The organism is Pseudomonas sp. LA5 (assembly GCF_028640825.1).
Lineage (GTDB): Bacteria > Pseudomonadota > Gammaproteobacteria > Pseudomonadales > Pseudomonadaceae > Chryseomonas > Chryseomonas aestiva.
Map to the genome: position 1 here is coordinate 1 of NZ_JAQYZY010000043.1, position 22,458 is coordinate 22,458.

At 63.9% G+C, this 22,458-nt stretch carries 22 protein-coding genes and 1 pseudogene; 9 read left to right on the top strand and 14 right to left on the bottom strand.

The genetic code is table 11. The features are described from left to right. The 5 genes from PVZ72_RS16595 to PVZ72_RS16615 all read left to right on the top strand — a co-directional run. A partial coding sequence (locus PVZ72_RS16595; protein WP_273862502.1) for a hypothetical protein occupies positions 1-308 on the top strand: 308 nt, incomplete at its 5' end. Then, positions 290-790, top strand: coding sequence for a hypothetical protein (locus PVZ72_RS16600; RefSeq protein WP_273862503.1), 501 nt, complete (start codon positions 290-292; stop codon positions 788-790). The genes PVZ72_RS16595 and PVZ72_RS16600, both read left to right, overlap by 19 nt. 126 nt (positions 791-916) lie before the next feature. Continuing rightward, positions 917-1,435 (top strand): lysozyme, encoded by a 519-nt coding sequence (locus PVZ72_RS16605; protein WP_273862504.1) that lies wholly within the window; start codon positions 917-919, stop codon positions 1,433-1,435. A gap of 47 nt (positions 1,436-1,482) precedes the next feature. After that, positions 1,483-2,793 (top strand): hypothetical protein, encoded by a 1,311-nt coding sequence (locus PVZ72_RS16610; protein ID WP_273862505.1) that lies wholly within the window; start codon positions 1,483-1,485, stop codon positions 2,791-2,793. After that, on the top strand, positions 2,793-3,359 hold the full coding sequence (locus tag PVZ72_RS16615; RefSeq protein ID WP_273862506.1) for a lysis system i-spanin subunit Rz: 567 nt from the start codon (positions 2,793-2,795) through the stop codon (positions 3,357-3,359). Before PVZ72_RS16610 ends, PVZ72_RS16615 begins: the two co-directional genes overlap by 1 nt. Here PVZ72_RS16615 and PVZ72_RS16620 read toward each other — a convergent pair. The 13 genes and pseudogenes from PVZ72_RS16620 to PVZ72_RS16680 form a co-directional block, all read right to left on the bottom strand. Further along, on the bottom strand, positions 3,356-4,417 hold the full coding sequence (locus PVZ72_RS16620) for a hypothetical protein (protein ID WP_273862508.1): 1,062 nt from the start codon (positions 4,415-4,417) through the stop codon (positions 3,356-3,358). The two genes, PVZ72_RS16615 and PVZ72_RS16620, sit on opposite strands and share 4 nt — an antisense overlap. 58 nt (positions 4,418-4,475) lie before the next feature. Beyond that, complete coding sequence (locus PVZ72_RS16625; RefSeq protein WP_273862509.1) at positions 4,476-5,009, bottom strand: hypothetical protein; 534 nt, start codon at positions 5,007-5,009, stop codon at positions 4,476-4,478. 729 nt (positions 5,010-5,738) lie between these two features. After that, on the bottom strand, positions 5,739-5,960 hold the full coding sequence (locus PVZ72_RS16630) for a hypothetical protein (RefSeq protein WP_273862510.1): 222 nt from the start codon (positions 5,958-5,960) through the stop codon (positions 5,739-5,741). A 289-nt stretch (positions 5,961-6,249) separates the two neighbouring features. Then, entirely contained in the window at positions 6,250-6,399 is a 150-nt protein-coding gene (locus PVZ72_RS16635) for a hypothetical protein (RefSeq protein ID WP_273862511.1), read from the bottom strand. A gap of 299 nt (positions 6,400-6,698) precedes the next feature. Further along, on the bottom strand, positions 6,699-7,331 hold the full coding sequence (locus PVZ72_RS16640; protein WP_273862512.1) for a hypothetical protein: 633 nt from the start codon (positions 7,329-7,331) through the stop codon (positions 6,699-6,701). A 295-nt stretch (positions 7,332-7,626) separates the two neighbouring features. Continuing rightward, on the bottom strand, positions 7,627-7,863 hold the full coding sequence (locus tag PVZ72_RS16645) for a hypothetical protein (RefSeq protein ID WP_273862513.1): 237 nt from the start codon (positions 7,861-7,863) through the stop codon (positions 7,627-7,629). Positions 7,864-8,002: 139 nt separating this feature from the next. After that, a pseudogene (folE2, locus tag PVZ72_RS16650) lies at positions 8,003-8,885 on the bottom strand (GTP cyclohydrolase FolE2). Positions 8,886-8,899: 14 nt separating this feature from the next. Further along, positions 8,900-10,129 (bottom strand): zinc metallochaperone GTPase ZigA, encoded by a 1,230-nt coding sequence (gene zigA, locus PVZ72_RS16655; protein WP_273862514.1) that lies wholly within the window; start codon positions 10,127-10,129, stop codon positions 8,900-8,902. A 201-nt stretch (positions 10,130-10,330) separates the two neighbouring features. Further along, a complete protein-coding gene (locus PVZ72_RS16660; RefSeq protein ID WP_133859208.1) occupies positions 10,331-11,065 on the bottom strand; it encodes an SDR family NAD(P)-dependent oxidoreductase in 735 nt (244 codons plus the stop codon). Between the two features lie 147 nt (positions 11,066-11,212). Next, a complete protein-coding gene (locus PVZ72_RS16665; RefSeq protein WP_187979157.1) occupies positions 11,213-12,166 on the bottom strand; it encodes a LysR family transcriptional regulator in 954 nt (317 codons plus the stop codon). A 92-nt stretch (positions 12,167-12,258) separates the two neighbouring features. Next, the gene (locus PVZ72_RS16670) at positions 12,259-13,779 is read right to left on the bottom strand and encodes a tripartite tricarboxylate transporter permease (protein ID WP_187979158.1); all 1,521 of its coding nucleotides are present in this window, start codon (positions 13,777-13,779) and stop codon (positions 12,259-12,261) included. Next, positions 13,776-14,294: a tripartite tricarboxylate transporter TctB family protein gene (locus PVZ72_RS16675; RefSeq protein WP_187979159.1), complete on the bottom strand. Its 519-nt coding sequence runs from the start codon at positions 14,292-14,294 to the stop codon at positions 13,776-13,778. The genes PVZ72_RS16670 and PVZ72_RS16675 overlap by 4 nt, the downstream gene beginning before the upstream one ends. A gap of 28 nt (positions 14,295-14,322) precedes the next feature. Then, positions 14,323-15,321: a Bug family tripartite tricarboxylate transporter substrate binding protein gene (locus PVZ72_RS16680; protein WP_273862515.1), complete on the bottom strand. Its 999-nt coding sequence runs from the start codon at positions 15,319-15,321 to the stop codon at positions 14,323-14,325. A gap of 292 nt (positions 15,322-15,613) precedes the next feature. On the opposite strand from PVZ72_RS16680, the gene PVZ72_RS16685 reads away from it, so the two are divergent. The 4 genes from PVZ72_RS16685 (at position 15,614) to PVZ72_RS16700 (ending at position 20,155) form a co-directional block, all read left to right on the top strand. After that, positions 15,614-16,933 carry an MFS transporter gene (locus tag PVZ72_RS16685; protein ID WP_273862516.1) on the top strand — a complete coding sequence of 440 codons (1,320 nt, stop codon included), beginning with the start codon at positions 15,614-15,616 and terminating at the stop codon, positions 16,931-16,933. Beyond that, on the top strand, positions 16,926-17,876 hold the full coding sequence (locus PVZ72_RS16690) for an amidohydrolase family protein (RefSeq protein ID WP_273862517.1): 951 nt from the start codon (positions 16,926-16,928) through the stop codon (positions 17,874-17,876). The genes PVZ72_RS16685 and PVZ72_RS16690 overlap by 8 nt, the downstream gene beginning before the upstream one ends. Continuing rightward, on the top strand, positions 17,873-18,886 hold the full coding sequence (locus PVZ72_RS16695) for a 4-hydroxythreonine-4-phosphate dehydrogenase PdxA (RefSeq protein ID WP_273862518.1): 1,014 nt from the start codon (positions 17,873-17,875) through the stop codon (positions 18,884-18,886). The genes PVZ72_RS16690 and PVZ72_RS16695 overlap by 4 nt, the downstream gene beginning before the upstream one ends. Positions 18,887-18,979: 93 nt before the next feature. Then, complete coding sequence (locus PVZ72_RS16700) at positions 18,980-20,155, top strand: L-rhamnonate dehydratase (RefSeq protein ID WP_273862519.1); 1,176 nt, start codon at positions 18,980-18,982, stop codon at positions 20,153-20,155. Positions 20,156-20,207: 52 nt separating this feature from the next. Here the strand turns inward: PVZ72_RS16700 and PVZ72_RS16705 are convergent, their stop codons facing one another. Continuing rightward, a complete protein-coding gene (locus tag PVZ72_RS16705) occupies positions 20,208-22,148 on the bottom strand; it encodes a UvrD-helicase domain-containing protein (RefSeq protein ID WP_273862520.1) in 1,941 nt (646 codons plus the stop codon). Positions 22,149-22,458 lie beyond the last annotated feature (310 nt).

Consider the following 22,458-nt stretch of genomic DNA (forward strand, 5'->3'; position numbering starts at 1 on the left):
CGGTGGTGCAGAGCTACAACCCGACGTTCGAGATATCGACCTGGGACCGGCAGATGACCGAGGCCGAGAACTGGAGCAGGGCGCCGGCGGATGCCAAGCCCGCCACCCCATTCCTGACCTCAATGCACGAGCAGCGCCAGGCCTACGGCATCGGCGGCACCTTCGCCGACCTAGTGCAGGTGGTGCTGGAGTCCGGCCAGCTCTACTGCGGCAAGGCGGGGAAGGTGCTGGGCATCTGGCAGGGCGCGCGCTACGCCATCAGCGTCTCGGAGCATCCGGAGGACGTGGCATGGCAGTTCCCGAACTGATCCCTGAGGTAGGCAAGTTCGACCGGTACCCGCTGATGCGGCAGACGTCGCGCTGGGAGTGGGAGGTGGCCGAGGTCTTCTCCTTTCACGACCCGGTACTGGGGGTGATCACCTGCCCAGCGCCGACGCGCACCGATCTGGCGACTATCCGTTTCCTGCGCGAGGTCTTCCGCTGGGGCTGCATCCTGGCCCTGGTGCTCGGCGCCTTCAGCGCGGCATTCGGCCTGCCAGTGCTGCTGCCCATCTTCACCGCACTGATAGCTTTGGTCGCCATCCTGCTGTACGCCGCTATCGCCGGCTATGGCAACCGCATGAGCGCCATGCACGACTACCTGTATCGCTGCCGGCGATTCCCGCAGGAGGTCTGCGACCAGGTGTTCTGGCGCATGGCCAGGACAGGTGAGGGGCTGGCGCGCTGGCGCGCGGTGATCTTCTACCTGGGTCCGCTGCTGGGCGGCTGGTACCGCTACGGCCGCCGCTGAATCCTCACGCTCGCGCGGAATCCCCTGCGGAATAGCACCGCCTGCACCTAAATCCTCGCGCTCGTGAGGACACGAAACCCGATCAGCCCGCCACCGCGCGGGCTTTTTTTTGCCCGGAGAAAACCCATGCGGACATCCGCCGAGGGCGTCGCCCTCATGCACCACTACGAAAGCTGTCGCCTCAGCGCCTATCCCGACCCGGGCAGCGTGGACGGCCGCCCCTGGACCATTGGCTGGGGCCACACAGGGCCAGAGGTCAAGCGTGGCCTGGTATGGACGCAGGCCCAGGCCGACGCTGCCTTCGTCAGGGACCTTGCCGCAACTGAAGCCGGCGTGCAGCGCCTGGTCAAGGTCCCCCTGACCCAGTGCCAATTCGATGCCCTGGTCTCGTTCGCCTACAACGTGGGCCTGGACGAGAACCAGAACGGCAAGGCCGAGGGCCTGGGCGAATCGACCCTCCTGCGCAAGCTGAACGCCCGGGACTATGCCGGCGCCGCCGAGCAGTTCCTGGTCTGGAACAAGAACGATGGGACGGTGATGTATGGCCTGACCCGGCGCCGCACCGCCGAGCGATCCCTGTTCCTAGGCGCCACCTCCGCCGTGGCGATCGCAGCCGGCGACAAGGCCAAGCGCGCTACCGCCTGATCCGCCCATCCCGCTGTACCCAACGCGTCACCTCAAGGAGAGGGACCATGCCCCTGCCTACCTCGGATCTACCGTTCCAGCGACTGTTCGGCGACTTCTACAAGCGCCTCGACGACCAGGGCCGCCTCGATGGACTGATGACCACCGGGACGAACGTGCTGACCAAGCACCTGTTCGGCCGGATGAAGACCCAGGACGCCGCCAACGCCATCACCTTCAATATGCAGATCGAGCTGGAGGCGCCGTTCATGGCCTTCCGGATCGGCATCCCCAACATCCACACCGCGGCGGTCACCGGCGTGAAAGCCAGCGTCGGGCTCTCGGCCTCGGCGCCCGCGGCGAACTACCTGGTACAGACCTCGCCCGAGGGCGGCGAGTGGATCGATTGCACCTTCAACGGTTCGGCAACCGTGGATCTGCTGAAGCAGATCGACGCCGAGCGCTACAGCATGACCTGGTCCGATCTGATCTATCTTCCCAGCATCGCGCGCACGGATGTCGCGAATGGGCGCCCCATCGTCATGGTCCGGATCGAATTCCCGGCCGGCTCCAAGCTGACCACGCCGAACAACGATCTGTATTTCTGGCGCTCGATCGGCCCGCGGATCTACTGCTGCTCGAACCAGGAAGTGCAGGGTGTCACCAACAAGGGCGCCTTCACCCAGAACAACGTCTATTCCAGCGGCGGCGATGCCAAGGCCGTGGTGCCGGCGATCCAATACGTCAGCCAGGCCCGTGGCCACCAGCTGATGCTCTGCGGCGACAGCATCGTCGAGGGTCTCGGTGGCGATGTCCGGGACTATGGCGCCATCCAGCGCGCGGCCTATGAGCTGAGCACGCCGACACGGCCCATCGAATACTGGAACGCCGGCCTGCACGCCCAGGCGCCCGCGGTCTACAGCCGGATGGTGGACGATCACATCGACCGCGTGCGGCCCACGGTGCTGTTCTATGCGCCCTGGTCGGTGAACGATGTGGCCGCCGGCGGCATCACCACTGCGGCGCTGCGCCGGGCGAAGGGCGAGATGGCCAGAGTGATGGCGACACTCCAGGGCAAGGGTCAGCGGCCCCTGGTGGCGATCCTCGAGGCGCTGCCGTGCAACACCGAGTACCGGGCGGTGGGCGCCGCGGACAGCATCCGGCGGGACTTCAACGCGAACTACCTGCCGAGCCTGTCCGGGGTGGTGCTCATGTCCGGCTACGCCGCGGCTATCACCGGCACCCGGGACGCCAGCGGCCAGGACCAGCTCCGTGATGGTGCGACCATCGACAAGGTCCATCCCAACGACGTGGGTTACATCCTGCTCAAGGCCATTCCGAAGGCCTTCCTGACCCTGCTGCTGGATCGGGTGCAGTAATGGCCGTGCTCGAGCAGTACAGGGCGTGGGTTATTGCCGGCGCCGCAGTCGTCCTGCTCGCCGTGGGGATCAGCATTGGCTGGTCCCTGAACGGCTGGCGACTCTCCGGCCAGGTGGCCGATGCCAAGACCGAGACCGCAAACGAGCGCACTGCCCACCAGGTGGATCTCGCGACGATCTCCAACGCTGCCGCCCAGCACGTGCGCGAGGCCCTGGCGAAGCAGCAGGATGCCCAGCAAGCCCTGGCGGACCTAGACGAAAAATCGACCAAGGAACTGACGAGTGCGAACGCTGAAAATGATCGCCTGCGGGCTCGCCTTGTTACTGGTGGCCGGGTGCGGGTCGCGGGCTCCTGCCCAGCCGCTACCAGGGCAGTGCCCGCCGCCGGTACAACCACCGGCCCCGCCCGCGTGGACGATGCAACCACCGTCGAACTCTCTCCAGAAGCTGGACGGAACGTTCTCGACATCAGGGCCGGAATTATCGCCGACCAAACTGCCCTAAAAGCATTGCAGGAATACGTGCGTAACGTATGCCTAAATGCAGATCCTAAAGTACGCTACTAACGCTTATCTATTTCAGGTCCAGAATATTTTATCGCTGGATCATTAAGCTCAAACTTGAACGGTGAGCTCTTGCTTGAGCTCATTTGCAGGGTTTCAAGAATGTCCTGAGTGGCTTTTAATTGCTTTTCGGCGGTAGCGTCTGTTTGGATTTCTCGCCTTTCGTTCGCCACGTTCTTATAGTGGTCGATAATCATTTGGACCAAGGGTAGCGCGGCGGAAATTATAAGGGCTCCGAATGCAATCATCAGATTTCTCTTCGCGCCTTTAAATGTATCCGCAGCTTCTTGCTTTTGCCTTTCTACATTGGTTAAGAATTCTTTAACCGCGACGCCTACGGTTCCAGTAAGCTCGCCCATGGATCTTGCCATGGACTCAGTCCTGTGTGCGACATCTGCTAGTTCCTGTAATGACGCCTCTACTGCATCTGCTGTCCTCTGTGCATGAGAAACCAAGGGAGGACGAGGAGTAAGATTATTTTTTTCGATTAGAGACTTATGGAGATCCCCAGAAAAGAGGTTCCAGGCGTATGGTCCGCTGTAGCGGTTTTGTGCTTTAGTACGATTTTTGCTGTCTTCTGTAATGCGCTTCAAGTCGACGATGTTGTTTTCCATCGCTTGCTTGATATCTTCACTGACTAGGCCAGTGAGACTGAGCGATTTTCCAATTTTACGATTGATTTTTCCAACTTTTGACTTTTGATCATATAGATTTTTTGTTAGTAATATATAGGGGTTGCCAATTGGTCCGCTATCTATATCCAGCGGATCAGCTTCTTCGTTTGGAATTATGGTTTGTACAATATTCCAAATTTCTACGCTATGAAGCTCATTTATCTCAAGGTCTGAAAGGTTTTCTAGGTCTTTATCGTTCCTATCTATTTTGACATGGTTTCTAAAAAAATCTTTCCCGAAATTTTCAGGGTCGATGCTTGATTGGTCTTTTGGGAGGTCAAGAACTTCTCCAATGGTCGCCGGCGCTACATACAAAATTCCTATTTGGGTAGCCATTGGGGAATATTTCGGCAGATACTCTGTTTTGATAGTGCTTTTTCGTTTCATATTCTTCCCTGATTCCCTTGAAAATAGTTTTTATGCGACCTTTCAGGATGATTCTAGTCTAGCTAGCTGCCTTGCCATTCGCATCCTGCTTTGGAATCGGCACCACCTGCAGGCCGTCCCAAAGGCCGGCCAGCACCATTTCGTAGAGTCGGCCATCGATCTCTGCGGCAGTCGGTGTCACGAACACACCGAGGATCTGCTCCTGCCGCATGTCCACCAGGTGGATGCGACCCTCGCCGCGGCGGCTGAACTGGCCAACCGGCAGGCGGCCGAGCTCTGGCCTGACGAAGCTGGGGCCTCCTGAGGTCGCCCACACCTTGCCGGTATCCTGACAGGTCAGTTCGTAGCTGAGCCTGATGTCCCAGCCGCAGGGCCAGGTCGCCTGGATTTCCAGGGAGTGGGCGAGCCCGGCATCAGCTTGCTCGCAGAGCTCGACGCAGTCCGGCTGGCTGATGGCCCTGCGCTCCAGCAGCGCGAGGGCGCCGGTTGTACAGAACCGATGCCACATCTCCGGGAAGTTGAGCCGGTCGTGCTCATCGGTGAGGTATTCCTGCAGCCCGAGCACGGTGGGGCGGTCTGGGTCGAAAAGCATGATCGCGTCCTTACTGTTCGTGCATACAGTACGGTGCCGTGCTCGGAAGTCGAGCGGGTGGAGACGAAAGGAGGGGGATTTCGGGTCGGCAGAACGCCGGGAGAGGGGAGAAAATCATTTCCGTATCGAAACTGACATGCCGCGCCGTTACTGGGCTGGAGCACTACTCAATAGGTATGACTTACGGAAAAGAAAAAACTATGCAGGTAGCGCCGTTGCTGGATTTCCCGGCAGACTTGAAAACCGCCGACTCGCAAGGGTCCCAGAGTTCGAATCTCTGCGCTTCCGCCATCTTCGAAGCCCCGTTCTTACGGGGCTTTTTGCTGTCTGCAAGGTCGGATTTCAAAGCCCGCTGGATAGGTAAAAAAAAGGAAGAGTTCCGAAACCCTTTCGAGACAGCTCCGATGCCTGACCTTCTATGGCAATCGATCCCAATGAAGCTGACCATTGTGTAGCTACCTGGGAGCGAGAGCTGAGTAGGGGCGAGGGGAACTGCCTTTTTGAGATCAGCAGGCAGGACGGTCGGAGTCAGGGCGTGCAAAGCGTCGACGACCGATCAGTCGCTCGCTGAGGCTACCGGTACCAATCGTGCGTGATCATCAGGTGGCAGACATGGCCACCACAAAGATGGTTGCCAGCCCGATGCACATGGCGCCCAGGGTGAGCGCCAGCAGGCCCTGATCGCTGGCTAACGACCCTGGACGAATGAGTGCGGATTTCAGCGGGACGCTATTTATCCGGCCGCTGGGCCTGGACTCGAAGAGCGTCACTGTCCTTGTTAACTGATAGCGCAACTGAAATATCCTTTTCAGTTTCGGTGCCGGACTGCGGAGCCCAGCTATTGGCTGCGATTGTGGCTTCAGCGAAGCTCAACAGCAAGACAATTGCTGAGACGCAGGTTCCTATGGCAATCGCATTGATCACCTTCTGTTCTTTCACAGGCGCATTCATGTTGATTGCCTAGTACGGGTCCGCTTCGATTGAGGACGTCTGACAACCGGAAACGGCAGAAGTGCGGGCGTTCATCAAGCATTGGAAGGTGGCCGTTGCACTCGCCACCTTGGGAAGGAGTCACCAGTCAGTTAGAGGTCGCAGTCGGCAACCTCCGGTCTGGCTGGCACGCTGCCAGATCACGCTCGGTACGGCCGCTTCACTTTCCGCTGGGCTACCGACTAGGGACGTTTCTGGATTCGGTATGACGGCCGAGACCTACGTCTATCCCTTGAAGCTACCAAGGTCTTCACTGATATTTCCGCCAGTCGCGATATTTCTCACCGATGATCTGGTTCAGCGCCTTGGGCTGCTGGCACTCGACGCCGGCCAGGGGGTTCGGCTCGCACAGGGTGCTTCTGTTGGAGTAATGACTGCAGCCCAGTAGCACTACGGTCATTCCCACTAACGTCATGTATTTCACGGGGTCTCCACGATTCTGAAGTGCCGGAAGCTGGCGGTCATTTTCGAGCTTTGTGCCCGACAGGGGCTGATGGGCTGCAGGTAGGGCTCAGGCCGTGGATACCGATCTCGCTCGAGATCCTGTCTGGCGACCCTGTACCCCGGTCTTCCTGCTCCGACGTGCCTTCGCCACTGAATCCCTGCAGCTTAGCTGAAATACTTCACGCTTCTCGGCGTTCATTATCGATGGCTATGCCCTGCGGTCTGCTGTGGATCCTGCTCCAGCATCTGTTGACATTAAAAGGCCCGCGCGAGGCGGGCCTTTTCCCTAGCAAAGTGCAACGTCCAGTCAGGCGTGTTGCCCTTGGCCAGGGCGCCAGCGATGGCCGGTGCGTCGATGGCATTGGTCAGGACCTGGGTCCCCGAGAGGATGACGTTGTTGGTCGGGCCGCTGCCCTTGATCTCTTCGCTGGCAAGGACCTTGCCCTGGTCGTCGAGGACCTGGGTGATGACGTCATAGTCGAAGCGGACGCGCATGTAGGCGTCGGATTTCCACTCGCGCAGTTTCAGCACCAGCAGCTTCTGGCCCTGGGGGGCACGGTCGCTGGTCTGGCTGGGCAGGGCGGTGATGGCGGCGCGGGCCAGGGCCTTTTGCACGGCGTCCTGCAGATCCGCGGAAAGGGGGCTGCCACTGTAGGTGCGAACGCTCCAGGGGTTGTAGTAGAGGCCACGGATGTTGCCGACGTAGGTGGCGTCCTTGTTCCGGGCGACTACATAGGGGCGCTCGTCGAGTACCGCGACGGCGACCGGCTTGTCGGCCTTGACGCTGAGTTGCGGGGCGGTCTGGCGGTAGTCGATTTTCTGGCCGATGGCGCAACCGGCCAGTTGCAGCGCAGCGAAGGTGATGAACAAGAGCTGAGACGGCTTCATGCGAAACTCCTTTTTCGAGAGGCGCGCAGTCTAAGCCATCAGGCCCGTCATGCCAAAATAATGTGACTTGATTCACGGAATGGCTGGAGCGACCGCGAGCTGGTTTCTGGGCTATGCAGCCGAGTGGATGCGCCTGGTGCGCGCAGCCGTTGAGTATCTAGGCCAGGGGGATTGCCTATTGGGCGCGGTCGCTGTCTTTCAGTGGTCGGGATTCGGGCGACCTGTCGGTGCTGCAAGGGAACGAACAGCCTTCGAGGACAAGCCAATCCTTTGGCTCTGCCCCGACCCGGGCGGGCTACAGCGTCTTCTTGTATTCCTTGTCCGCCTTCTTGTCTTCGCGGTGGCGTTCCTTGTCCAGGTGGGTATCGGTGCGGTCGGCTTCGTCGGCGGCATGGGCCGCGCCCTTGTCGACCTCCTTGCGGTCATGGCGGGCGTCCTTGCTCACGTCACGACCGTCCTGGCGGACGCTCTTTCCCGCTGGGCTTTCGGCCAGTGCGACACCTGTGCCGAGGACACTCAGCAGAACGGTCATGGTTGCTGCGGTAAGGCGTGATTTCATCGAGAAGCGCTCCTGGGTCGAGATAACGAGAGTGGTCGCCCATGGCGACTGCTTCCTTGCAGTAAAGCGGTAAAGCGGCCGTCTTGAAAGGAAGGCAGCAGAGAGGCTCTGGTCAAGTGGGCGAGCTGGAGGCCCAGGCGGACGCATCGTGCGGATGCAGACTCTCCAGATGGCGCACCTGGATGCTCACGTCCTGGTGGCTGTCACGCAGGGCGACCGACGAACATCAGGTTGCTGCCATTGAGCGCGGCGAAGGCCTGTTCGTCGGCGCGCTTGACGGCGGTCTGCACCGGCGTGCCCAGGGCCTGTTCGCACTGGTCGATCAGGGGCAGCAGGCCGAAGTCGGCTGCATCTGCCGGCAGGCTGATCCGTACCCGGGCCAGGCTGCGCTGGCTATGCGGGGTGGCCAGGGAGGCGTGACGCCTCAGCCAGTGGGCGACGGTGGCTGGATCGAGCGGCGTGGCGGCCCCGTGTTCGGCGAGAAAGGCCCGTTCGATCAGTTGCCGGGACAGGGCGGCGGAGCAGGGGCAGGTGGAGGCGTAGAGGATCTCGACGCGGACACTGAGCTGGAAAACACCGGCCACCCAGCTCGCTTCCATACGCACGGGATAGCGTTTCCAGCCGCTCAGCCCGGTGGTCATCAGCGCAGGACGGCGAATCAGCAGGGCGAAGTCCAGCCGCAGGCGGGCGGCGCGGGAGTCGCAGCTGCGATGGCTGGCGACGATGTCGCTCAGCAGCAGACGCAGGCGCTCGGGCGTCAGGAGGGCTTCTCCGCTCAGGCGATCCAGCAGTTGATAGAGCCTGGACATATGGATGCCCTTGGCGGTGGCCGTGGGCAGGTCGACCTGGACGTCGGCGCTGGCGGGCAGCAGGCGGCCGAGTTCGTCCTTGCCGAGGCGGATCGGCAGGTCGATACCCTGCATGCCAACCCAGTCGAGAGCGGCGGGCAGGGTGGCGGTCTCGCTGAGGGAGACGTCGGGCAGAATGGCATTCATGGGCAGGGCTCGATTCAGTGGGGATCGGCGGCCTGGGGCCAGTCGCTGAAGGGGTTGTGCAGGTGCGTCCAGGCCGAGGGACCGCCGGCGAGTTCGCTGTCGGTCAGCAGGCAGGCGTCCAGCTGGGCGCGCAGGGAGGGTTCGTCCATGTCCATGCCGATGAGTACCAGTTCCTGGCGGGCATCGCCGACGCCCTCGTGCCATTTCTCCTTGATCAGGGCGACGGTTTCTTCATCCTCTGGCCACTGTTCGGGGGGGACCGCGGCCCACCAGCGCCCAGCCACGCCATGGCGAGCCACGGCGCCGGCCTGGGACCAGGTGCCGGCATGGGCGGGATGGCTTGCCAGCCAGAAATAGCCCTTGGAGCGGATCACGCCGGGCCATTCCTGCTCGACCAGGGCGAAGAAGCGTTCGGGGTGGAAGGGGCGGCGCGCCTGATAGACGAAGCTCGAGATGCCGTATTCCTCGGTCTCGGGGGGGTGTTCGCCGCGCAGCTCCTGCAGCCAGCCCGGCGCCTGGGCAGCTTTGTCGAAGTCGAACAGGCCGGTCTGCAGCACCCGCTCCAGGGGCACGGCGCCAAAGCTCGTCAGCTCCAGCCGCGCGCGGGGATTGAGGCTGCGCAGGATGGCCAGCAGGCGATCACGTTCCGCCGGCTCGACCAGGTCCAGCTTGTTCACCACCAGGACGTCGCAGAATTCGATCTGCTCGATCAGCAGGTCGACCACGGTGCGTTCGTCTTCCTCGCCCAGGGACTCACCGCGGGACTCCAGGAGGTCGCTGGAGGCGTAGTCGCGCAGAAAATTGAAGGCATCCACCACGGTGACCAGGGTGTCGAGCTGGGCGACATCGCCGAGGCAGCGCCCGTCTTCGCCGGCGAAGGTGAAGGTCTCGGCCACGGGGAGCGGCTCGGAGATCCCGGTAGATTCGATGACCAGCTGATCGAAGCGGCCATCGCGGGCGAGGCGTTCGACTTCCAGCAGCAGGTCTTCGCGCAGGGTGCAGCAGATGCAGCCGTTGCTCATCTCCACCAGCTTCTCCTCGGTGCGCGACAGCTCGGCGCCGCCGTCGCGGACCAGGGCGGCGTCGATGTTGACCTCGGACATGTCGTTGACGATGACCGCCACCCGCCGGCCTTCGCGGTTGTTGAGGATGTGGTTGAGCAGGGTGGTCTTGCCGGCGCCGAGAAAGCCGGACAGCACGGTGACAGGGAGTTTCTTGCTGGGGAGGCTGGCTTGGGCGGTCATGGTCGTCACGGCTAAGGGAGGTCGCAGGGCGGGGCATCCCTGGACCAGGATGATTGGATCTTTTACACACGTTATAACATAACATTATTGGTGGGTTTAGGACAGCGGGTGTCTTGCCCGGCGTCCTCTGCAGCTAGCGGGCAAGGTGGTTCAAGCGGCCCGCCATGAATCCAGGAGGGCTGCCCTGAGCGACAGCGCTACCTAGACGTGCTGACCGCCATTGATATGGATCTCGGCGCCGTTGATGTAGCAGGAGCGTTCGCTGCAGAGAAAATAGATGGTCTCGGCCACTTCGTCGGGGGTGCCCAGGCGCTTGAGCGGGACCTCGGCTTCCACCAGACCGTCGGTACCGGGCGAGAGGATGGAGGTGGCGATCTCGCCCGGTGCTATGGCGTTGGCGCGGATGCCACGGGGGCCGAACTCATGGGCCAGTTCGCGGGTGAGGGCGGCCAGGCCCGCCTTGGAGGCGGCATAGGCGACGCCGGCGAAGGGATGCACCCGGGAGCCGGCGATGGAGGTGACGTTGACGATGCTGCCTTGCGCCGCTTCCAGCTCGGGTAGCAGGGCGCGGGCCAGCAGGGCGGTGGAGACCAGGTTGACGTTGAGCACCTGGGTCCAGGTTTCGGCATCCGAGGCCAGCACGCCGAGGCGGCTGCCGTCAGTTCCCTTGGGCGAGATCCCCGCGTTGTTGACCAGCGCGTGCAGCTTGCCGCTCGGCAGGCGCTCGCGGACGGTGGCGACCAGGCGATCGATCTGGGAGAGGTCGGCGAGATCGGCCTGGATGTGTGCGTCGCGGGCTTCCGGCCAGGCGCATTCCTCGGAGAACGGCTGGCGGGAGACGGTGAGCAGACGCCAGCCCAGGTTGCGGAACAGTTTGACGGTGGCGTGACCGATCCCGCGACTGGCGCCGGTGAGCAGCATGGTGCGCTGGGTCATGGGCGACCCCGGCAGGCAGCGGGGCGGGCGAGGGGCGACAGGACGGCCATGGTAGGTGACTCCGGTGTCTGGCAGGCCGGTTCACTATGCCCAAGCGGGGTGAGTGGGGCAATCGATGGGCGTTGCAGGTCAGCCTGAGTTGGAGGCTCAGCCGTCGTCGTGCTTCAGCCGCCCATGCTCGCTGCGCACCGCCACCATGAAGGTCTGCATGGCCGAGGACTGCACCCGGTGCCGGCGACGGATCAATCCATAGGGCGGCAGCCGCGGCTCGAAGGCGATGGGCAGCACCGCCAGCAGGTGACGACCGGGGTAGTCGTTGACTACCGACAGCGGCGTCACGCCGAGCATGTCGGTCTGCTGCACCAGCGCCAGCAGGGTCATGATGGAGGTGGTCTCGACGATGCTGCCGGGGATATCGACGCGGGCATCGTGGAAGGCCTGGTTGATGATCGCCCTCATCGGGCTGGGGTGCTGCTGCAGCACCCAGGTGTGTTCCTGCAATTCGCCCCAGGTGAGGTGGGTGGCCTGGGCCAGGGGATTCTGGGCGCCGGCGATCACGCAGAGCACCTCTTCGCCGAGGCTGTCGAACAGCAGTTCCTCGGCGCGGGCGCCGGTGGGGATGCGCCCCAGGACCACGTCCAGCTGGTCCTGCAGCAGCGCCTGGACCAGCACGTCGCTGGTATCCACCTGGATCGACATGGACAGGCGCGGATGACTCTGCTTGAGCGTGGCGATGGTACGGGTCAGCAGCCCCGATGCCAGCGCCGGGATGGCGCCTACCGCGACCCGGCCGAGATTGCCCGATTCCAGCGCGACCAGCTCCTCGCGCATGCCCGAGAGTTCGGCGAAGACCATCCGCGCGTAGTAGATCACCGTCTCGCCAAAGGCCGTGGCGCGCATGCCCCGCGGCAGTCGCTCGAACAGCCCCACGCCCAGCAGGCTCTCGATCTCGTGGAGCATCTTGGTGGCGGCCGGCTGGGTCATGCCGATGTCGTCGGCGGCGCGGCGCAGCGAGCCGAATTCCGCCAGCGCCAGCACCAGGCGCAACTGGCGCAGGCGCAGACGGCTGTGGATGGTATGGGCATCGGGAATACGCGTCATGCTGGCGGACCTGGGTACCGGGAAGCCGGCTAGGGTAGCGCAAGCGTCCAGGCCTGGCGTCGGTGGGGTGCGTCCGTGCCAGGCCGGGGCATTCACAACGGCCGTACCTTGACCCGCGGCTGGCCCGGGCGCAGCGCCTGCAGTCCCCGCGCCAGCAACGGCCAGCAGAGCATCAGCAGCGCCGCGGTGGTCAGACTGCCCACCAGCGGGTTGGACCAGAAGATGCCCAGCTGGCCGTCGGAGAACAGCATCGACTGGCGGAAGGCGTCCTCGGCCTTGTCACCCAGCACCGCCGCCAGCACCAGCGGGGCGATGGGATAGCCGAGCTTCTTGAAGGCATAGCCGAGGATGCCGAAGCCGAGCATCAGCCAGACGTCGAACAGACTGTTGTGCACCGAGTAGGCGCCGATCACGCAGACGGTGAAGATGATCGGCGCGATGATGCAGAAGGGGATCCGCAGAATGGCGGCGAACAGCGGCACCGTCGCCAGCACCACGATCAGGCTGACCACGTTGCCCAGGTACATGCTGGCGATCAGGCTCCAGACGAAATCGTGCTGTTCGGTGAACAGGGTCGGCCCCGGATGCAGGCCCCAGATCATCAGGCCGCCGAGCATCACCGCAGCGGTGGCGGAGCCGGGGATGCCCAGCGTCAGCATCGGTAGCAGGGCGCTGGTGCCGGCGCTGTGGTCCGCGGTCTCCGGGGCGATCACCCCTTCCAGTTCGCCCTTGCCGAAGCCGTCGCGGTTCTTCGAAAAGCGTCGCGCCAGGCTGTAGCTCATGAAGGAGGCGGCGGTAGGGCCACCGGGCGTCACACCCATCCAGCAGCCGACCAGGGCGCTGCGCAGCCAGGTCAGCCAGTAGCGCGGCAGCTGTTTCCAGGTGCCGAGCACGGTGCGCAGGGTGATGCGCGCCTGCTCGCCACGAAAGACCAGGCCTTCCTCCACGGTGCAGAGAATCTCGCCGATGCCGAACAGGCCGATTACCGCCACCTCGAAGCTGATGCCCGACAGCAGTGCCGGCTGGTCGAAGGTCAGGCGCAGATTGCCCGACACCGTATCCATGCCCACCGCCGCCATGGCGAAGCCGATCATCATGGCTGCCACCGTCTTCAATGGCGGATTCTTGCTCATGCCGATGAAGGTGCAGAAGGCCAGCAGGTAGACGGCGAAGAATTCCGGCGAGCTGAATTCCATGGCGAAGGCGGCGATACGGCTGGAGAGGAAGGTCAGCAGCATCACCCCGACCAGGGCGCCCAGCAGCGCCGAGGTGAAGGCCGCGGTCAGGGCCTCGCCCGCGCGGCCCTGGCGGGCCAGCGGATAGCCGTCGAAGGTGGTGGCCACCGACGAGGGTTCACCCGGGATGTTGAACAGGATCGAGGTGATGGAGCCGCCGAACAGCGCACCCCAGTACATGCAGGAGAGCAGGATGATGGCCGAGGTCGGGCTCATGGTGAAGGTCAGCGGCAGCAGCAGGGCGACGCCGTTGGGCGCGCCCAGGCCGGGCAGCACTCCGACCAGGATGCCGAGCAGCACGCCGATCACCATCAGCGCGATGTGATGGAAGGACAGGATCAGGCCCATCCCGTGCATCAGGGAATCGAATTCGCTCATGACAGGCTCCTCAGCAGGCGGGCGAGGTCGGCCAGGGGCCCGGCATCCAGCGGCACCTTGAACCAGAGGGCGAAGATCAGATAGCTGGCGAGGCTCACGCCGCCGGCGATGGCGAGGATCTGCCAGACGCCGTAACGCCTTTGCCGCTGGCGATCCCGCGCCATGAACCAGGCGATGAACAGGAAGGCCGTCAGATAGAGGCCCAGCAGGGGCAGGGCGACGACGAAGGCCAGCATCGGCAGAAACACCCGCAGCACCTGGCCGAAGGCGGCGCGCTCGACGAAGCCGGTGCGCAACGCCTGCCAGCGCCACAGGGTCTGCAGCGCCGTGGCCAGGCTGGCCAGGCTCAGCAGCAGGCCGATGTAGAAGGGGAAGTAGCCCGGCTCGGGGCCGGCATCGCCCCAGCCGATACCCTGTTCCAGACTGCCAATCATCACGATGCCACCGAGTCCGGCGGTAAAGGCCGCCAGGCCCAGCTCCACCCAGCGGGTAGTGATCAGGGAATCTCCGGCCATGGCCGTCTCTCCTGTGTCGATGCGCCAATCAGCGCTTGAGCCAGCCCGCGGCCTCGAACACCGGGGTGACCCGGGCGCTGTCCTGGGCGATGTAGTCCTGCAGCGCCTGGCCTTCGAGGAAGGTCGGCACCAGGGCATTGCGCTCGATGTAGGCCTTGAACTCCGGTGTCTGGCTGACCTTGCGCAAGAGCTCCACATAGAAGGCGCGCTGTTCGTCGCTGACGCCGCCGGGCAGCAGCACGGTACGCGGGAAGCGGTATTGATCGATGCCCAGGCCCTGCTCCTTGCAGGTGGGCACGTCGGACCAGGCCTGGGTCTCGGTGACCTTGGAGGTATAGGCCATGCGCGTCTGGCTGAACACGCAGAGCGGCACCACCTGCCCACCACGCCACTGGCTCAGGCTCTCGCTGGGATTGTTGACGTTGGAGGTGATGTGCTTGCCGGCCAGCTGGGTCGCCGCCTCGCTGCCGCTCTTGAAGGGGATGTAGGTGAGCTTGGTACCTTCGGTGCGATTGAGCAGCAGGGTCAGCGTCTGGTCGACGTCCTTGGACTGGCTGCCCCCCATGCGCTTGCCGGCGGGATCCTGCTTGATGGCTTCGATGTAGCCACGGGCGTCTTTCCAGGGCGCGTCGGCGTAGCTCCAGAGAATGAAATCGTCTTCCGCGATGGCCGCCACCGGGGTGAGGTCGGCGAGCTGGTAGCCAAGTTTGGCGGTCAGCGGCAGCAGATAGACGTTGTTGGTGGCGATGACCAGCTTGTCCGCCTCGCCCTTGGCCAGCTTCATCTCCAGAAAGGCCTCGGCGCCATTGCCGCCGCCCTTGTTCATCACCACGGTGCTGGCGTCGAGCAGCTTGTGCTGGGTGATGATCGACTGAATCAGCCGACCGAGCTGGTCGGTGCCGCCACCGGGGCCGCCGGCGACGACGATTTCCACCTTGCCCTCGGGCTGCCAGGCGGCTTGGGCCACAGGAGACACCGCGGCGGCCAGGCACAGGGGAAGGGTGGCGAGCAGAGAGACGCTGCGCATGGGACTACCTCTTTCTTGTCGTTGTTTTGGGTGGGCCGAGTGTGCGCAGCCCTGGGCAAGCCTGACCACTCAAAATAAGGCATGCACCTATAGCCTGAGGTTATGTCTCCGATGTCACCTTGTCCCGGGCCGCATGGCACAAGAGCTACAGCGACCGGACACGTTCGACCTATATCCTGAGGCTATACACCTATGCGCAGATTTGATTAGACGGTTATCGATCTGCGTCCGATAGTCGATCTCGCCAGCCGGCAGCTGAACACCCATAACAAGAATCCCAGGGCTCCATGCCATGCTCTCGACGTCCCGTTCCTCACGCCTTGCCGATGCCGCCGTGCCCACGGCGCTGCAGGCTTCCCGCGTCCGCTGGCGCATCTTCGCCATCATCTTCTGCCTGACCGTCATCAACTTGGTGGACCGGGTGTCGCTGTCCATCGCCATGCCCACCATCGCCCGCGAATTCCAGCTGACGCCAGCCATCCAGGGGCTGATTCTCAGCAGCTTCTTCTGGGCCTATGCGCTGCTGCAGATCCCCGGTGGCTGGCTGATCGACCGCTACGGCCCGCGCCGCGTCATCGGCTGGTCCACCGGCCTCTGGGGCGTCTTCCAGACCCTCGCCGCCTTCGCCACCGGCGGGCTGTCGCTGATCTTCGCCCGGGTCGCCCTGGGCGCCGCCGAGGCGCCGCTGTTTCCGGCCGGTGGCAAGCTCAACTCCCTCTGGCTGGCCTCCAGCGAACGTGGGCGTGGCGCGGTACTGATGGATTGCGGCGGACCGCTAGGCGTCGCCCTGGGCGGTCTGCTCATCGCCTACCTGATCGCCGTCTTCGGCTCCTGGCGCACCGCCTTCTTCGTCGCCGGTATCGCCACCCTGGCCATGGCCTGGCTTGCCTGGCGCTACCTGAGGGACGACCCGGCCGCCCACCCCGGAGTCAATGCCGCCGAGCTGGCGCGCATCAACGAAGGTCGCACCACCTCGATGGCCCAGGCCGCCAAGGCTGGCGCCCGGGGCCTGGGCATCGCCCGCCGCTCCCTGGCCGGCATCCTCATCGGTCGCGCCAGCTGGGCCATGGTGTTCTTCGGCCTGCTGACCTGGGGCCCCAGCTATCTGGCCCAGGCCCGTGGCTTCGACATCAAGGGCATAGGCGCCGCCACCTTCGTCATCTTTCTCTGCGGGGCGGCCGGCTCCCTGGTCGGTGGCTTCCTCTGCGACCTGCTGGTGCGCAAGGGCGTGCGCCGTGGCCTCGCCGCCAAGGGGCTGCTGTCCTGCTCCGGCCTGGTGGCGCTGGCAGCCTTCCTGCTGCTGCCGCGGCTGACCGATCCCTATGCCGCCGTGGCGCTGCTGTCGCTCACCGCCTTCTTCCTCATGTGGGGCAGCCTCTACTGGAGCTTTCCGGCACTGCTGGCCGCGCCGGCACGGGTCGGCCTGATCGGTGGGGTGATGAATCTGGCCGGCAGCCTGGGTGGCATCGCCGTGCCCATCCTGGTCGGCCTGCTGCTGCAGCACCTGGGTGGCTACCCGGCGGTGCTGGGCTTCTTCGCCCTCTGCTCCGGCCTGTTCATCCTCGGCACCCTGCTGATCGCCCTGGACACCCAGGAGCTGGCCCATGACTGAGCTCTACAGCGGACCCATCGTCGATGCCCATCATCACTTCTGGGAGCCCGGGCGCAATTTTCACCCCTGGCTGTCCGGTGCGGAAACCATCCCGTTTCGCTATGGCGATTACAGCGCCATCAGGGGCGACTATCTGCCGGAGCACTATTTCGCTGACGCGGCGGGCCATGACGTGGTCCAGACCGTCTATGTCGAGACCGAGTGGGATCCCCGCGATCCCCTGGGTGAGACCCGCTACATCCACGACCTGGCGCGCCGTCATGGCGTGCCCAATGCGGTGGTTGCCCAGGCCTGGCTGGATGCCGAAGACGCCGCCGAGCTGCTCGCCGCCCAGGCCGCCTTCGAACGGGTGCGCAGCGTGAGACACAAGCCCGGTGGTCCGGCGCGTCCCGAAGACGTCGGTAGCCAGCGTACCCTGATGAGTGACGACAGCTGGCGCCGGGGCTATGCCCAATTGCAGCGCCATGGCCTGCACTTCGATCTGCAGACGCCCTGGTGGAATCTCGACGAAGCCTGTCGCCTGGCGCGGGACTTCCCGGCTACCCAGCTGATCCTCAACCACACGGGGCTGCCGTCCGATCGCAGCGCCGAAGGTCTGGCCGCCTGGCGCGCGGCCCTGGCCCGCCTCGCCGAATGGCCCAACGTGGCGCTGAAGATCTCCGGCCTGGGCCTCGCCGGCCAGCCGTGGCGCGCCGAGGACAACGCCTGGATCGTCCGCGAGGCCATCGCCGTCTTCGGTGCCGAGCGGGCCATGTTCGCCAGCAACTTTCCCGTCGACCGCCTGTGCGGCAGCTACGACACCATCATCGGCGGCTTCAAGCGTCTGGTGGCCGAGCTGCCTGCCACCGCGCAGCGCCAGCTCTTCCACGACACCGCCCGGCGCCTGTATCGCCCGGAGGCCGACGTCATCCGCCTGGACACCTACCTGAGGACTTCCGCATGAGCAATTCTCCGCTTCCCCGCCTGGCCCTGGTGCTGGGCGACCCGGCCGGCATCGGTCCCGAACTGATCGCCCGCCTGCTGGCCGATCCCGAGGTGCGCAGCCGCGCCCGCCTGGTGCTGATTGCCGACGAGGAGGAGGCCCGTACCGGCATGCGCATCGCCGGTTGCGAATACCCCTATCGCCGCATCGACAGCCTGGATGCCCTCGATTTCCAGGACGACATACCCCTGCTGTATCCCTACCACGGCGCCGCCGAGGGCGCCTTCCCCCGCAGCGAGGCCAGCGCCGTTGGCGGCCGCTACAGTCTGGACACCCTGGCCGTCGCCCTCGACCTGACCCGGGCCGGGCACACCGACGCCATCCTCTTCGGTCCGCTGAACAAGACCTCGCTGCACCTGGCGGGCATGGGCCATAACGACGAGCTGCACTGGTTTGCCGAGCACCTGGGCTACCAAGGGCCATTCTGCGAATTCAACGTGCTCGACGACCTCTGGACCTCGCGGGTGACCTCCCATGTCGCGCTCAAGGAGGTCCCCGGCCTGCTCAGCGAGGAGCGGGTAATCGAGGCGATCCAGCTGATCGACAACGAACTCAAACGTAGCGGCCTCGTCCGACCGCGCATCGGTGTCTGCGGGCTCAATCCGCACAATGGCGACAACGGCAGCTTCGGCCGCGAGGAGCTCGACCTCATCGGCCCGGCCGTGGAGCGTGCCAGGGCGCTGGGCATCGCCGCCGACGGTCCCTATCCGGCGGACACCATCTTTCTCAAGGTCCAGGGTGATAACCGCGCCTTCGACGCCGTGGTGACCATGTACCACGACCAGGGCCAGATCGCGATCAAGCTGATGGGCTTTTCCCGCGGGGTGACGGTGCAGGGTGGCCTGCCCATTCCCATCGCCACGCCCGCCCACGGCACCGCCTTCGACATCGCCGGCCAGGGCCGCGCCAACGTCGGCGCGACCCGTCAGGCCTTCGAGATCGCCTGTCGCCTGGGCGCGTCTCGCCACTGATAGCTACCGGGGCGCTCCAGGCGCTACCTGAATTCGCCGAACCGGCTCGTGGAGCCGGCCGGCCTGACTCATGCTCGAAAAAAGGAAAGTCCGATGAAAATTACCAGCGTCCGCACCCGCGTCTTCGAATGGAAAGGCAAGGTCGTCCCGCCCCAGGCGCACTTCTGCACCAATGCCACCGACATCCTCTATGAGCGCGGCGACGCCATGGGCTCCTTCCGCTTCCACGGCTGGCTGGTGGTGGAGATCGAGACCGACAGCGGCCTGGTCGGTCTGGGCAACTGCGCCCTGGCGCCACGAGTGGCCAAGGAGATCATCGATCTGTACCTGACCCCCATCGTCATGGGCCAGGATCCCTTCGATAACGAATACCTCTGGCAGAAGATGTACCGCCGCACCCACGCCTGGGGCCGCAAGGGCATCGGCATGGCCGCCATCTCCGCCGTCGACCTGGCGCTCTGGGACCTCATGGGCAAGGCGGTAGACAAGCCGGTGTTCAAGCTGCTGGGTGGTCGCACCAAGGAAAAGATCCCCTGCTACGCCTCCAAGCTCTACGCCAACGACAATCTGGATCTGTTCCTGGAAGAGGCCCAGGGCTATCTCAACCAGGGCTTCGACGCCCTCAAGATGAGATTTGGCTACGGTCCCAAGGACGGCCCCGCCGGCATGCGGCGCAATCTCGACCAGGTGCGCGCCCTGCGCGAACTGGCCGGTCCCGACGTCGATATCATGCTGGAGTGCTACATGGGCTGGACCCTGGAATACGCCCGCCGCATGCTGCCCAAACTGGCCGAATTCGAACCGCGCTGGCTGGAAGAGCCGGTCATTGCCGATGACATCGAGGGCTACGTCGAACTCAAGAAGATGGGCATCATGCCCATATCCGGCGGCGAGCACGAATTCACCTCCTACGGTTTCAAGGAGCTGCTCGAACGCCGCGCGGTGGACGTCATCCAGTACGACACCAACCGCGTTGGCGGCATCACCGCCGCGCGCAAGATCAACGCCCTGGCCGAAGCCTGGTCCGTCCCGGTCATCCCCCACGCCGGCCAGATGCACAACTACCACCTGACCATGGCCAGCACCGCCTCGCCCATGGCCGAGTTCTTCCCCGTCTTCGACGTGGAAGTGGGCAACGAACTCTTCTACTACGTCTTCAAGGGCGAACCCCAGCCGGTCGGTGGCTACCTGCAACTGGACGACGACACGCCCGGCCTGGGCCTGGAGCTGTCCGAAGAGCACCTCAAGGATTTCGACGTGATCGAGTAGCAGCCGTCTCACGTTCCTGCGGCGGGTGACAGCACCCGCCGCGCTACCTGACTCAGCCCGCCAATATCGCCGCCGCCCCCCGTGGCTGCCGGGTGTACCACAGCACCCGGCTGACCCCGCGGGTCACCGCCACATAGCTCAGGCGCAGCGCTTCGTCGGCCATGGCAGCGTCATAGCTCTGCTGAAAATGCCCGCTGGCCGCATAGAGGGCATTGCGCAGCGGATGGGGCTGCTGAGGCTGGCCGTCGTCCAGCACAATCGCCACCTCGGCCTGCAGGCCCTTGGCTCGGTGAATGGTGCAGGTCCGCACTCCGGGCTGACGGCCCAGCTGCTCGTTGATGGCTTTCAAGGGCGCGTTCAGACGACTCATCACCATGACCGCACAGCGCTCCGGCCGCTCTCGTTCCGCGGCATAAGTCCGTTGCGCCTCGATCTCGCCCAACAACGAAGCCAACTGACGAGCGATATCGAATTGGGGTACGACCTCGACCCCGTGTCCCTGGGCATCCGCAACGCGGAAGGCCTTAGTTTTCTTGGGTTGCTTGTGGCGCACCTGGGTCAGGATGCGTTTACCGTCAGCCACGATGTCCGGTGAAGAACGGTAGTTGGTCCCCAGCATCAGCGTCTGGCTGGGCGTCTGGCCTGGAAACCAGCGATCGAAGTGGATGAACAACTCCGGCGAGCTGCCCCGCCAGCCATAGATGGATTGCCAGTCGTCACCGATAGCCATCAGCGAGGGCGCAACTTTTTCCTCGGCGAGCCTGCGCTGTACCTGCTGCAGCCAGAGGGCGATCTGCGGCGAGATGTCCTGGAATTCGTCGATCAGCAAATGGGTGAAGGGCTGCAGGCGGGCAATCAGGGCGCGACTGGGTTTCTTGTCCAGGCGATCCGTCAGTACGGCAAAGGCGGTATTGAAGGTGATCAGCCGTTGTTCCTTCAGCAACTTGCCAAAGTGGCGCCAGAACTGCTGCATGGCCTCCAGAAAGATCCGGTCCCGCGTCGAGCATTCCAGTTGGTTGCTCTTTATGGAGCCGACCCGCAGTCCCAGGGTCTCGGCGAATGAAGCCTGGCCATAGAAGAGGTCGGGCAGCGGTTGTGGTTGGCGTTCGCCATTGAGGACGAAGGGCTGCAAGGGCGGGGCGCCAGGTGGCTCTTCCTCATTGGGCGCCGCCAGTTCCAGCAACAGATGAACCCGACGACGAAAACCGGCGTCCTCGCGGTAGCAATTCTCGTAGGCCTGTATCAGGAGCTGGCGTTGGCCTTCGTTCAGCGTGGCGCCAGCCAGCATGCCGTTATCCGGTTCATCCTCACCTTTCGATTGGGTGGACAACTGCTCGAACCACTGCGTCGCCCTCAGCTCTGAGCGCGCCAGTTGTGCCAGGGCCGAGTGAAAGGTTCTCACCAGTTCGCGTGCCGCCTCTTCATTCAGCGGAACCTCCCAGAAGGCCAGGACGCGCCTGAGCTGCGCGCGCAACTCTTCGCAGGAAGCCTTGGTAAAGGAGATGACGGTGAGTTGCTCGCGCGGGATCTCGAGGTGGCACAGCATGAACACCACCCGCAGTACCAGTGTCGTGGTCTTGCCCGAACCGGCACCCGCGAAGATCCGCGTCGCCGGGGCGCGAGCCAGGATCATCTTCCATTGTTCCGGCGACGGTGGCTGGATGATGCCCTGGGTAACGGCCTGCTCGACACGCATCTTCATCCGCTGCTCCTGAGCGCGCTTCACAGTGAAGACGGGACCATAGAGGGCGGTGGGGGAGGGGGTAGTAGTGGGGGGCTGGACGGTCGATTGCTCCCTTTTTGCACCTTTGCTGGCGGCCTTCGGCTCGGCTTGGCGCTTGGGGGCTTGGGCCGGCTCTGCCTTCTTGCGGCTGCCTGGCTTGGTGTCTCCATTAATAGGTGGCTCTCCTTTAAGGAAGAGCGTGGTCCGGGGAAACCAATCGCCAAGCGTATTCCTCAGCTGTTTTCGGTAGCGAGCCAGGATGGAAGTCATGCAGTCCTCGAAACATCGTCTGCCCGCATCTTACCTCGCACAGGTGACAGGTCGCTTTCTGTGGGCCTTTTTGGTCTCTGCTGAAAGTTTCTTGGAATAACCTGTTGACCTGTCCTGAAACTCCCCTATAATGCGCCCCACTTCCGGCGCAGACGCTGAAGCGGCTTGAAAATCAAGCACTTAGGTCTGAGCCGGGCGAGGGGTCCACGGATTCTTCGCTGTTTGGTCTTCACCTCCGGGTGATGACGGGATGAAGCGGAGGGGGTTGACAGCGTCTCAGGATGCTGTAGGATTCGCCTCCCGCTGCCGA